Raw genomic sequence first — 11,701 nt, 5'->3', positions numbered from 1 at the left:
TTTCTGTGTGCAAAATTTTCTGGGCACATTGCTCTGCGTGTTATATCTGCGCGGATTCCCCCAGGCTTCGTTAGCAACCTGAGGCCGAAAGGCCGTGAACGGCGCGCCTAGAAGAGCTTTTCACCCTCCAGGCTAACCGCCAGCGCAGCAGAAACAGCCGCATAGTTCGGTCCCACAATGCCGATGCTCTGAGTGAGCATCACACCGGAACCGTCACGGGCACCGTGCTCGGTCGGCAGTGAACGAGCCACACCGCCGGAGGACGCCGCCTTCGCCGGGCCCACGCCCACCCACGCCAGAGCCAGCTGGCTCTCACCTGTGAGGAAGCGGTGCGCACGCACACCACCGGTCGCGCGGCCCTTCTGCGGGTACTCGCTCAGGGCGGTGACCTTGGCGCTCGCCAGGCCGTCCTTGCCGTTGGTGACGGTCACGACCTCCGCCGCGTCGCCGGGCGCGGTCACACCCAGGGCGATGAGGCGGTCACCGTCGGCAAGCTTGATGCCTGCGATACCGCCGCCGGTGCGTCCCTGCGGGCGGACCTTTGCCGCGTCGAAGGTCAGTAGCTTCGCGTCGCGGGTGACGAAGGTGAGCACCGCATCGTCGGTGGGGCAGGGGGCGGCGGCTACGATTTCGTCGCCGTCCTTGAGTTTCATGATGTCCCACTCGGTCTGGTTCAGCGGGTAATCCGGGTTCAGGCGCTTGATTACGCCGCCCGCGGTTGCCAGTGCCAGCACAGTGTTCAGCGGTACGAGGGCGACCAGCTTCTCACCCTTGGCGAGCTGAACCAGCTCGGCGGCCTTCACCGCCGACGCCATGGAGGGGGTACCGCCGTTCTCGTCTAGCACCGCAATGTCCATGACGGACAGACGCACCATGCGTCCTGCGGAGGTCACGGCACCGATCTCGCCGCGCGCGGTGGTCGGCACAATCGAGGTGAACACGTCGTGCTTGAAACGCTTGCCGGGATCCACGAGGGCTTCGCGGATGGGCTTGCCGGGGGTGCGTCCCATCATGCCGGATGCCGAAAGCAGCACCCAGCAGGGATCGTCCGCGATTTCGAGGGTGAGGCCCAGGCTCTTCTTCGCCTTGGACTGCGCGGTGACGGCCTCAATGGCGACCTGCATCTCGTCCTTGGTTTTGAGCTGGGTGCGGCGGTCGGTGCCGTAGCGTTCGGCGACCTCGGCGAGCTCCTCGGAGACCAGTTCGCGCAGCGCCGCATCGGAGCCAAGGATACGCTGCAATTCCGCGATTTCCTGCTGCAGGGTGTCGCGTTCTGCTTCCAACTCCAGGCGGGAGTACTTGGTGAGCTGGCGCAGGCGCAGCTCCAGAATGTGGTTCGCCTGCGTGTCGGTCAGGTCGAAGACGACCTTCAGCTTTTCGCGTGCCTGAGCGGTCTCATCAGACTCACGAATGATCTGGATGACCTCGTCAATGTCGAGGATCGCCACAAGCAGGCCCTCCACCAGGTGCAGGCGGTCGGTGCGCTTGCCCAAGCGGAATTCGGTGCGGCGGCGGACCACGTTCAGGCGGTGGTCAATGTACACGCGCATCAGGTCGAGCAGACCGAGGGTCTGCGGCTGACCGTCCACGAGCGCCACGTTGTTGATACCGAAGGAATCCTCAAGCGGAGTGTGCTTGTAGAGGGCAGCGAGCACCGCCTCCGGGTTGAAGCCGTTCTTGATTTCGATGACGAGGCGCAGACCGTTGGTGCGGTCGGTCAGGTCGACCACGTCGGAGATGCCGGTGAGTTTCTTGGAGTTGACGCCGTCCTTGATCTTTTCGATGACTTTTTCGGGGCCGACCATGTACGGCAGTTCGGTGACAACGATGCCCTGCTTGCGGGGGCTGACCTGCTCGATGGAGACCTTCGCGCGGGTCTTGAAAGTGCCGCGGCCGGTTTCGTAAGCGTCACGGATACCTCCCAGACCCACGATGGTGCCGCCGGTAGGCAGGTCGGGGCCGGGGATGAACTTCATGATGTCTTTGAGGGTCGCCTCGGGGTGGGCGATGAGGTGGCGGGTACCGGCGATGACCTCGCGCAGGTTGTGCGGCGCCATGTTGGTCGCCATGCCGACCGCGATGCCGGTGGTGCCGTTGACGAGCAGGTTCGGGAACGCTGCGGGCAGCACGGAGGGCTGCATGAACTGGTTGTCGTAGTTCGGCACGAAGTCAACCACGTCTTCTTCGAGGTCCGCGGTGAGTGCCTGCGCAGCGGGTGCCATGCGTGCTTCGGTGTATCGGGCGGCTGCCGGGCCGTCGTCGAGGGAGCCGAAGTTACCGTGACCGTCAACGAGGGGCAGGCGCAGCGCGAAGGGCTGGGCGAGGCGCACCATCGCGTCGTAGATGGCGGCGTCGCCGTGCGGGTGGAGCTTACCCATGACCTCGCCGGTCACGCGGGCGCTCTTGACGTGGCCCTTGTCGGGGCGCAGACCCATCTGCTGCATCATGTAGAGGATGCGGCGCTGCACGGGCTTGAGGCCGTCGCGGGCGTCGGGGAGGGCGCGCGAATAAATCACCGAGTAGGAGTATTCCAGGAAGCTGGTTTCCATCTCGGCGGATACGTCGATGTCGACGATATTCTCTACCACATCCACCGGGTAGTCGCTGACGGCGGATTTGGATCGGCGAGCCATATATCTCCTCGTGTCGGTGTGTTTTCGCTCCTCCTATTTTAGCGGGTGGGAGTGGAGGAGACGGGCTGGCTGGTCAGCGTCATCTGTGGGGTGCGCCAAGCCGGTTACAGGGCAGTAACCGAAGCGTACCGGGGGAGCGCACGCCGTCATATGAGCCTGTATTAGCGTGGTCAAGTAGCACAGCCCGGCTGGAACCCTCTAAGGTAGATGGTAGTAATACCTAACCGCCTTCATCGTGTGCGCCGACCGACGTCGCCTCATGAGGGCACCGCACGAAAGAGGTACGATGTACGCCACCACCCCCGAACGCGAGCAACTGGTCGCAGACATTAAGCATGCCGGTTTCTACCCCGACCTCGTGCTGGAAGTGGTGGATGACGCGCTGGCGGGCATGAACCCGGACGCACATTTCGTACAGCATGAAACCCACTTCTCACGCGATGATTTTCACCGCCACATCACCGTGATGGTGCTCTGCGGCGAGCACGTCATCTTTGCGCACCTGGACGACCAGCACCTTGAAGGTGACGCGCAGGGCACCGTGGCGCACGTGAGCGTGGAGGCGGTGCACCTGAGCGCCCTGAACGCGGTCACCATCAGCTACGGTTTCAGCCAGCCGCAGGCGTACAACGCCGGTAGCACCGCCCCGACTGAGATTTCCTTCCAGATTGCGTGGACCGGTTCGCTGCACATGGAGCTGGCTCCTGCCGGCTGCCAGGATCCGCAGTGCAATGCCGACCACGGCTTCACCGGCGATGCGCGCCGCGAGGATATTGCGGTGCGTGTTTCTGCGACTGCTGACGGCCCGGAGTCGGTTCAGCGTGCACAGCATTTTGCGCGGGCTCTGCACCGTGCCCGCATGTACGCAACCCGCCGATAAACACCACCGATAAGCACCGGTGGTAGCGCTCGCCGCACAATAACAGCCCGCGCAGTATAAATCCCGCGTGGTGCCCCGTACTTTCACACACCCGCCACACCCCTGAGAGGACCTTATGACGGTACAGACCACCCTGCACGATGTTCTGGGCGCGCCGTTGCCTCCCGCGCCCGCCTACGGCAGCAATAGCATCGCCGATGTGCTGGAGTCCGCCTCCTCTCTGGTGGCTCAGCGAAGCCTGGCGCGCCCCGCGCACGCCCTGGATTCCGACCCGGCGTTCAACTCTGTTGCCGACCCGCTGAACCTTGCCGGCCGCCTCGCGGAGCAGGATGTTGATCCGGCGTCGTTCCGTCACGCCTGCGTGATCATGGTGGACGGCCTGGGCGAGCAGCTGCTCAACAGCTACGGCGGCTACGCGCCCGCCCTGCGTAAGACCCTGAACCTGGGCCCGCTGGACGCCGCGTTCCCCACCACGACCGCCGCCTCCCTGACCTCGCTGGGCACCGGCACGGCACCCGGCGCGCACGGTATTGCAGGCTACGAGGTGCGCAACCCGGCTGGTAATGGGGGAGCGGGCTCGGTCATGAACCACCTGTCCGGCTGGGATCAGACGGTGGACCCGCACGCCTGGCAGCCGCTGCCGACCGTGCTGGAACGCCACCATACGAACCGCCGCGTGCTCACCATTTCGTTGGGTAAGTACCGCGGTACCGGCCTGACGGAGGCGGCGCTGCGCGGCGGCGACTTCGTGGATGCCGTCGGCTATAACGCCCGCGTCACCTACGCCTTGGAGGCGCTCTCCAGCCGCACCCCGACCACCGTGTACCTGTACTGGGGCGAGATTGACGCGGCGGGCCACCGCTACGGCGTGGGCAGCGACGAATGGCTGCAGCAGCTGGAGGAACTGAACTCGGCGCTGAAGCGTCTGGCGGAGCGCGCCCCCGCGTGGGCGGCACTCTTCGTGACCGCCGATCACGGCATGGTGAACGTGCCCGAGCACCAGCGCATCGACTACTCGGGCGTGGAGGAGCTGACCCGCAATATCGCCATGACCGCCGGTGAACCGCGCGCCGTGCACCTGTACCTGGAAGACACCTCGGAGGCGGCACGTACCGCCACCGCTCAGCGTTGGGCGCAGTACTGGGGCGAGCGCGCCTGGGTGATTGACTCTCGCGAGCTGATGCGTGCCGGCTACTTCGGCCCGGTCATCACGGATGCGGCGCGCGGCCGTATCGGCGACCTGATGGTGTGCGCTCGCGATGATTGGGCGCTGTACGATATGCGCCACTATCAGGAACGTGCCCTGCACATGGTTGGTCAGCACGGTTCGCTGACGGATGCTGAGCGTCTGGTGCCGTTGCGCATGCTCAAGACTTTCTAAAGCGCTGGAGGATAAACGAAAACCGCTGGTTATTCGGGTGAATAACCAGCGGTTTTCGTATGTCGGGTATTCGGATTTTATGGTGGAAAAGGGCTTATAAATCACCCTTCTCCAAATTCTTATGGTCCGACTGCTTCAACTTTAAACATCATATCGGTTTCATTTTCTTGTGGCGGTTCTATTGTTTTAATGTCTGGTAGGGATAATAAGTCTGACATATTATTCATCCTTTATTACTCTGCGGTGTTAAGGTATCAATTATAGATTTGATGTCGAAATCATCAGTGTTAAATTATTTTTGTGACCACAAATGCACTTAGAAAATCCCTTAAAGCATTAGCTGGTTCACTTGAATAGGGAGTTGTAAAAAAGTTCCCTTAGCCTGCACAACAAGATAATTTCGAAATATCTTTATCGAACGTAAGTGCAACTAATTTTAGCCCTTCAGCCATTGTTAAATATGGTGCTAGGGTTTCTGTTAAATCTTCTATCGTTAAGCCAAATTTAACAGCTAATGATGCTGCATAGATGACATCTCCTGCATTTTCAGATACAATATGAACCCCTAATACTTTTAGTGTTTCTGCATCTGCTACTAGTTTAAATACACCGGTTGTTTCACGGTTTACAATTGCTCTTGGAACAGCATCTAAAGGTAATACAGATGTCTTCACATCATACCCTTTCTCTTTTGCTTGTTCTTCTGTTAAACCAACCGTTGCAACCGTCGGATTCGTAAACGTAACAGCAGGAACTACCGATAAATCTATTTTTTTGTTTAATCCACCAATAGCATTATCAGTAATAATTCCACCTTCATAGGCTGCTACATATACAAATTGTGGTCCTAAAGTCACATCTCCTGCTGCATAAATCTTTTCATTACTTGTTTGACCAAAATCATTGATCAGGATTTCATTATTTTTTCCAGTTTCAACACCTGCTGCACTTAAATTTAAAGAATCCGTATTTGGTTTTCTTCCAGTGGCAACAAGTAACTGATCTGATTCAATGACTTCTCTACTGCCATTTACTGTTACGTAAACCCTTTTTATCTCTCCACTTTGTTCAACACGCTCAAAAGTTGCCCCTTTGACAAGGTTTATACCCTGTTCAATTAACGCTTTTTCAACTGACTCTGAAATCTCAGGATCATACTCCTTTAAAAGTCGCTCACTTCTTTGCATAAGCGTTATTTCTGAACCTAAATGATGAAATAGTTGTCCAAGCTCCATTCCAATGTATCCTGAACCAATTACAGTTAATCGTTTTGGTATTTTCTTTAACTCAAGAAGTGTTGTACTAGTTAAATAGTCCATTTTTTCAAGTCCTGAAATTTGGGGCAACGAAGGCGATGCACCTGTTGCAATTAAAAAGCGTTTTGCAGATAACTTTGTCCCATTGACCTCAACCGTACTAGCATCAACGAATTTTGCTTCACCTTTAATTAAATCAAAATTATATTCATCAATTAAATCCATATATTTTTGATTCCGAAGTTCGCTCACCAATTTATCCTTTTGCGTGATTAAACTAGCTAAATCCACTTCTCCAGCGGATGTTTGTAAACCTATAAACGGATTGTCTTTTGATAAATGATTGATTTCCCCTGCCCTAAGAAGAGTTTTTGACGGAACACAGCCAATATTCACACAGGTTCCCCCAACCGTTCCACGCTCAATCATTCCAACTTTTGCACCGTATTCTATAGCTTTAATTGCCGAAGAAAAGGCAGCAGCACCAGAACCAATAATAAGAAGGTCATAATTGTCTTCATTAATTAACGCCACGTTTTCTAGTGATGATACTTCTTCAATTTCTCCGGCTTGGTAATTTGCTTCATCAATCGCCTTTATTGCACTTTCAACCTCAATATCATCGGGCAGTTCAAATACTGCTTCACCACGACGATAACTAGACTCAATATTTTTAGCACCTATCTTTTCAAGTGCTGATTCTACGTGTTTTTCACAACCCGTACAAGTCATTCCTGAAATGTTTACCTTAAATTTATTCATAAAAAAGCTCCTTTCGTTAATTAATCTCTCATGTTAATGTTTCTATTATTGGACACGAATGTAATTTCTTTTCATCTGGACATCGTTGTTTTAAGTCGTCTAACATAGTTTCAAATCGCTTACTTGCGGCCGCCGAAGATGATGTCGTCCCAGGCGGGAACGCTCACGCGCTGCTTCTTCGAGGAAGACTTGGGCTTCTCGGCCGCGGAGGCGGGCTCAGGCTGTGCTTCAGCTGCGGGCGCCTCAGCAGCGGGTGCGTCCTCGACGGGTGCCGGCAGGGCGAAGGACTCGACCGGAACGGAATCAACGGGTGCTTCCGAATCCACAGCCAGCGGGTCGGTGGTTTCGACGGTGGTTTCTGCGGTGGGCTCGGGTGCAGCAGGAGCCGCAGGTTCTACCGGCGCAGACACACCAGATGCAACAGGTGCCGCGGGTGCAGCCGGTGCTACAGGCTCAGCGGGCTGAGCGGACTCGCGGTGCACGAACACCTCAGGCTCCTCAACCTGCGCCGGGCGCACCGAGCGGGCGCGCTCCAGAAGCTCCTTGAGCTTACGCTCATCAGCGCTCTCAGAGGAAGTAAGGGGTGCCGGTGCGGGCTCGGGTGCCTTCGGCAGACGGGCGGGAGGAACCTCCACGGGAGCCTTCTTCGCGGCGGCGGCAACAGCGTCCTCACTATTGCCCATCAGGAAGTACGCCGCCTCATTCGAAGCGTATAGGCCCTGGTTCGCCGGGTTGTACACCCAACGTGCGGGGAAGACGACCTGTGCGGGCAGGTTCTGACGCACCGAATCCTTCAGCGCAATATCAACCTCAACGCGCCACTGGCCATTCTCCTGCTGGCGGGTGGTCCAGTCCTGGGTTGCGTCCTCAAAACCGTAACGCTCGGAGACTTCCTCAATGCGGGCGCTCAGGGTCACGGGAATCTGTGCGGTACCCGAAGCGGAGCTACGGCGACCAATCTTCACGCTCTGAGCGGCACGAATAATGTGGGCACGCTCAGCAACAATCGGCCACTCGTAGCGGCGCACGCGCTCCGGCTCCCAACCGGACTCTTCAGCGATTTCCTCAACGGAGGCACCCTGACGGAAACGGGTCTGAATATCGCGCGGACCGAAGGTGCCCTTAGCACCCAGACCGCGGGCGGGCTGAATACGGCGAGCCTTGGTGATGCTCGTGCGCAGGTTCGCGTCAATCGGCAGCAAGAAGCGGGTGCCGTCAGCAGACTCAAGCACCAGATTTTCGCCGTCATCGTGAACGCCAATCAGACGCAGTTCAAGCATGAGAACCTCCATAGGTGAACCGGACGCGTTCGTGAATGTGTTGCACGGAACGCAAACTACCTACCAGGGTACCGTGAAAGCGCGGTAAATCAGTAGCGGAGGCGGGATTTTCACCAAAAAAAGATGTACTTTTCGCACCGAAAAAGCTAGAATGTGACGCCTAAACAGTCCAAAGCCTACCCAGGATTAGACAAATAGGGTGCCAATGGTGAACAATACCTGGCATGCCGTCGGGGTTAAATACACACCAGCGGCACCTAGAGCACTCATTAAACCAGCGTGGCCTAGTCCAACACACAGCCACAGAACCAACGGAGCGTGAAAGTTTGGCAACTGATTACGATGCACCTCGCAAGCAGGACGAAGAGCAGAACGAAGAGTCCTACGAGGAGCTGAACGCCCGCCGTTCCGAGATGCAGTCCGGTGCGGTGGACGAAGACGAAAACAGCGCAGCAGAAAGCTTCGAGCTGCCCGGTGCTGACCTCTCCAACGAGGAGCTGAACGTTGTTGTTCTGCCCGCTCAGGACGACGAGTTCACCTGCGCATCCTGCTTCCTGGTGCGTCACCGCTCGCAGATCGCACGCGAAGAGGGCGGCCTGTCCTACTGCATCGAGTGCGAGGGCTAAAACTTTAGGGAAGGGCTAACACCCACCCGACATACACCTCATGACGGGGCGAGTGCCGAGTGCACCCGCCCCGTTGAGTATGTGAAAGCCGCGCACGCAAGAACAGTGCCGCGTCGCACCCAACACGGCACGCTGTGGCACACCATGGCACACCGCGGCACGTGCTGAACGCGAACACGCACCCCAAACACCCCGCAGTAGAGCCTCAACACAGCGCGAGGTAATGGCACAGACACCCGCGAAAGGTTAGAGTATTGACCATGATGACCCCCGTAAACGTCCACATTAAGCTGCTCGACCCCGAGCTGCCCGCACCCGCTTACGCAAAGCCCGGCGACGCTGGCGCCGACCTGCGCTCCCGCATCGACTTCGAACTGGAGCCGGGCGAACGCGCCCTGGTACCCACCGGCGTGGCAATCGCCCTGCCCGAAGGCTACGTTGGCCTGGTGCACCCGCGCTCCGGCCTGGCGACCAAGAACGGTATCACCATTGTGAACGCGCCCGGCACTGTCGATTCCGGCTACCGCGGCGAGCTGATGGTCACCCTGCTCAACACTGACAAGACCAAGTCCTTCCACGTGCAGCGCGGCGACCGCATCGCCCAGCTGATCATTCAGAAGTACGAGCACGCAACCTTTACCGTGGTGGACGAACTGGATCAGACCGAACGCGGCTCCAGCGGCTTCGGCTCCAGCGGAATCCACTAGTCTGCTCTCACCGCGAAACGGCACGAGAGAAGAGAAGAACCCCCCCCCGCACCCTGCGTGCGGGGAAAGGAGGAATACCATGTTCGGATTTGGTAAGAAGAAGCGCGCCGAGGAGGCTGAAAAGGCCGCCATCGACAAGGCTGTCGCCGAAGAGGTCGAAGAGACCAACGTCGAGGTTGAGGAGCTGAAGGAAGAGGAGAACTCTCCCGAGGTCATTAAGTACGACCGCGTCAACGGCCCCCACGACATTGAAGAAGTCACCGCCGAAGACCTCGAAGACTACGTCGACCTGGGCGCGTTGCGCATCAAGTTGCTCGACGGCATGAACCTGCGCCTCGAGACTGACGACGCAACCGGTGCCGTCATCGCCGCAACCATCACCCGCGACGGCGCAACCCTGCAGGTGCAGGCATTCGCCGCACCGCGCACCACCGGCATCTGGGACGACATCCGTCACGACCTGACCGAGTCCGTCGCCTCCCAGGGCGGCAACGTCGAAATCTACGCCGGCGTGTTCGGTGCCGAGATGCTGACCCGCCTGCCCGCCTTCACCCCGGACGGTCAGCCCGGCGAGCGCATCGCCCGCTTCGTGGGCGTGGACGGCCCCCGTTGGTTCCTGCGCGGTGTGATTTCCGGCGCGGCTGTGCTCGGTGACGACAAGGCTGCCGCATCCGTGGAGGAAGTTTTCCGCACCGTCGTGGTGGACCGTGGCGACGACCCGCGCCCGCCGCGCGAACTGCTGCCCATGACTCTGCCCGCCGACCTGGTTGTGGCTGAGGAAGAGCCCTCCGTGGAAGAAGAGACCGAGAACGAGCACAGCAAGCTGCGCCCGATGCCTCGCCGCGGCCCTGAGATTACCGAGATTGGCTAATGCCTGAGTTCTCGAACTACCCGAGTGCGCTCGCGGTGCCGGAGGAGCAGATTCTTGCTCCCGGGTACCCCGAGCGCTTTCGCGTACGCCTTGCCGGACGCGTGGAGCAGGTGTGGTTGCCTGCGCTGCAGGATAAGCCGATGTACCGTGCCGAGCTGGTGGTGGCGAAGTCGAAGCCTCTGCAGTGGTCGAGCCCGTTGGCGCTGATTGGCATGCCGATTGTGGAGCCGCCCGGTGAGGATTTCGACGAGGAGTCCGAGGATTCCGAGAAGCAACACCACCTGAACACGGCGTCTTTGGCGACCGTGGCGGTGCAGGATCAGCACGAGGTGTCGTTCCCGCCCTATGCGCCGTTCAACCCGGGGGACCGGATTCTGCTGAAGTGGCAGGGGCAGCGGATGGTGCCCGGCGTGCTTGCCGGTGCGCTGTTGCGCTGTTCCGGCGTGGTGTCGGTGAGGGCGCATCAGCCGGTGATTTACAACCCGCGCTATGAGATTGTGCCGCAATTCTTTGCTGAGAAGGGAAAATATGAGCGCTGAGCAGTCTTCGACCCAGCCCGACCCGAACGCTAACCCCGCAACTGACCCTGCGCGGGAGGGGAACCAGTTTGCGCAGAGCCTGAGCGCCTCCATGGGCGCGAATATGCGCCGCACCGCCAACGGTGATGTGGATATTCTGCACGCTATCGGCGGCTGGCGCGGCCTGGTGGAGTCTTCGCTGCCGGCGGTGGCGTTCCTGGTGCTGTTCACCGTGACGAAGGAACTGAACCTGTCCCTGATTGCGGCGCTGGCTGCGGCGGGTGTGTTCACGCTGGTCCGTCTGGTGCAGGGCTCTAAGTTGGTGAGCGCGCTGACCGGTCTGGTGGGCGTGGCAATCTGTGCGTTTGCGGCGTACCGTACCGGTAACGCGAGTGACTACTTTGTGGTCGGTTTCTGGACGAACGGCGTGTACATTCTGGCGTATCTGCTGTCGATGCTGGTGCGTTGGCCGCTGATGGGCCTGATTTTTGCGGTCATTCGCGGTGAGGCGCTGAGCTGGCGCCAGAACCCGGTACGCCTGCGCCAGTACATGCTGGCGACCTGGATTATTACCGTCCTGATGATGCTACGCCTTGCCGTGCAGGTGCCCCTGTATTTTGCGAATAATGTGGAGGCGCTGGGTGCGACCCGCCTGATTATGGGTCTGCCGCTGTATGCTTTGGGCGTGTGGCTGGCGTGGCGTGTGTCGGCTCCCGAGGAGGCGCCGGTGAGCGAGGACCCCGAGGCTGACGAAACTGCCGAAGTTGACGGTTCAGAAAGCCGCTAA

At 58.8% G+C, this 11,701-nt stretch carries 10 protein-coding genes and 1 pseudogene; 7 read left to right on the top strand and 4 right to left on the bottom strand.

The features are described 5' to 3' along the window. Positions 1-107 precede the first annotated feature (107 nt). The gene (locus HMPREF2927_RS08165; protein WP_070687049.1) at positions 108-2,633 is read right to left on the bottom strand and encodes a DNA gyrase/topoisomerase IV subunit A; all 2,526 of its coding nucleotides are present in this window, start codon (positions 2,631-2,633) and stop codon (positions 108-110) included. 286 nt (positions 2,634-2,919) lie between these two features. Here HMPREF2927_RS08165 and HMPREF2927_RS08160 point away from each other — a divergent pair, with 286 nt between their 5' ends. Both HMPREF2927_RS08160 and HMPREF2927_RS08155 read left to right on the top strand, forming a co-directional pair. After that, positions 2,920-3,513, top strand: a complete 594-nt coding sequence (locus tag HMPREF2927_RS08160) for a DUF5998 family protein (RefSeq protein WP_005506389.1) — start codon at positions 2,920-2,922, stop codon at positions 3,511-3,513. A 115-nt stretch (positions 3,514-3,628) separates the two neighbouring features. Beyond that, a complete protein-coding gene (locus HMPREF2927_RS08155; protein WP_070687047.1) occupies positions 3,629-4,894 on the top strand; it encodes an alkaline phosphatase family protein in 1,266 nt (421 codons plus the stop codon). Between the two features lie 377 nt (positions 4,895-5,271). Here HMPREF2927_RS08155 and merA read toward each other — a convergent pair whose 3' ends face one another. The 3 genes and pseudogenes from merA to sepH form a co-directional block, all read right to left on the bottom strand. After that, on the bottom strand, positions 5,272-6,912 hold the full coding sequence (merA, locus tag HMPREF2927_RS08945) for a mercury(II) reductase (protein WP_001031938.1): 1,641 nt from the start codon (positions 6,910-6,912) through the stop codon (positions 5,272-5,274). A gap of 28 nt (positions 6,913-6,940) precedes the next feature. Beyond that, a pseudogene (locus HMPREF2927_RS08940) lies at positions 6,941-7,033 on the bottom strand (Hg(II)-responsive transcriptional regulator); the annotation flags it as partial. Then, complete coding sequence (gene sepH / locus HMPREF2927_RS08150) at positions 7,032-8,192, bottom strand: septation protein SepH (RefSeq protein ID WP_210399834.1); 1,161 nt, start codon at positions 8,190-8,192, stop codon at positions 7,032-7,034. The pseudogene HMPREF2927_RS08940 and the gene sepH, both read right to left, overlap by 2 nt. 326 nt (positions 8,193-8,518) lie before the next feature. Here sepH and HMPREF2927_RS08145 point away from each other — a divergent pair, with 326 nt between their 5' ends. From HMPREF2927_RS08145 to HMPREF2927_RS08125, 5 genes are all read left to right on the top strand, one after another. Further along, positions 8,519-8,818 carry a DUF4193 domain-containing protein gene (locus HMPREF2927_RS08145; RefSeq protein WP_005506382.1) on the top strand — a complete coding sequence of 100 codons (300 nt, stop codon included), beginning with the start codon at positions 8,519-8,521 and terminating at the stop codon, positions 8,816-8,818. Positions 8,819-9,078: 260 nt separating this feature from the next. After that, positions 9,079-9,525, top strand: coding sequence for a dUTP diphosphatase (gene dut, locus HMPREF2927_RS08140; protein WP_049354821.1), 447 nt, complete (start codon positions 9,079-9,081; stop codon positions 9,523-9,525). A 79-nt stretch (positions 9,526-9,604) separates the two neighbouring features. Then, positions 9,605-10,396: a DUF3710 domain-containing protein gene (locus HMPREF2927_RS08135; protein ID WP_070687043.1), complete on the top strand. Its 792-nt coding sequence runs from the start codon at positions 9,605-9,607 to the stop codon at positions 10,394-10,396. Beyond that, positions 10,396-10,935 carry a hypothetical protein gene (locus tag HMPREF2927_RS08130; protein ID WP_049340596.1) on the top strand — a complete coding sequence of 180 codons (540 nt, stop codon included), beginning with the start codon at positions 10,396-10,398 and terminating at the stop codon, positions 10,933-10,935. Before HMPREF2927_RS08135 ends, HMPREF2927_RS08130 begins: the two co-directional genes overlap by 1 nt. Then, on the top strand, positions 10,925-11,701 hold the full coding sequence (locus tag HMPREF2927_RS08125) for a DUF3159 domain-containing protein (RefSeq protein WP_070687041.1): 777 nt from the start codon (positions 10,925-10,927) through the stop codon (positions 11,699-11,701). The genes HMPREF2927_RS08130 and HMPREF2927_RS08125 overlap by 11 nt, the downstream gene beginning before the upstream one ends.

The sequence above is a fragment of the Rothia sp. HMSC061E04 genome, assembly GCF_001813685.1.
GTDB classification, from domain to species: domain Bacteria; phylum Actinomycetota; class Actinomycetes; order Actinomycetales; family Micrococcaceae; genus Rothia; species Rothia mucilaginosa.
Note: the sequence above shows the minus strand (reverse complement) of the source record. Positions and strands in the feature narration are given on the sequence as shown.

Excerpts from the sequence above, each read along its gene's own strand:
- HMPREF2927_RS08165 (WP_070687049.1), bottom strand. The coding sequence starts at position 2,633 with ATGGCTCGCCGATCCAAATCCGCCGTCAGCGACTACCCGGTGGATGTG.
- HMPREF2927_RS08160 (WP_005506389.1), top strand. The coding sequence starts at position 2,920 with ATGTACGCCACCACCCCCGAACGCGAGCAACTGGTCGCAGACATTAAG.
- HMPREF2927_RS08155 (WP_070687047.1), top strand. The coding sequence starts at position 3,629 with ATGACGGTACAGACCACCCTGCACGATGTTCTGGGCGCGCCGTTGCCT.
- merA (WP_001031938.1), bottom strand. The coding sequence starts at position 6,912 with ATGAATAAATTTAAGGTAAACATTTCAGGAATGACTTGTACGGGTTGT.
- sepH (WP_210399834.1), bottom strand. The coding sequence starts at position 8,192 with ATGCTTGAACTGCGTCTGATTGGCGTTCACGATGACGGCGAAAATCTG.
- dut (WP_049354821.1), top strand. The coding sequence starts at position 9,079 with ATGATGACCCCCGTAAACGTCCACATTAAGCTGCTCGACCCCGAGCTG.
- HMPREF2927_RS08135 (WP_070687043.1), top strand. The coding sequence starts at position 9,605 with ATGTTCGGATTTGGTAAGAAGAAGCGCGCCGAGGAGGCTGAAAAGGCC.
- HMPREF2927_RS08130 (WP_049340596.1), top strand. The coding sequence starts at position 10,396 with ATGCCTGAGTTCTCGAACTACCCGAGTGCGCTCGCGGTGCCGGAGGAG.
- HMPREF2927_RS08125 (WP_070687041.1), top strand. The coding sequence starts at position 10,925 with ATGAGCGCTGAGCAGTCTTCGACCCAGCCCGACCCGAACGCTAACCCC.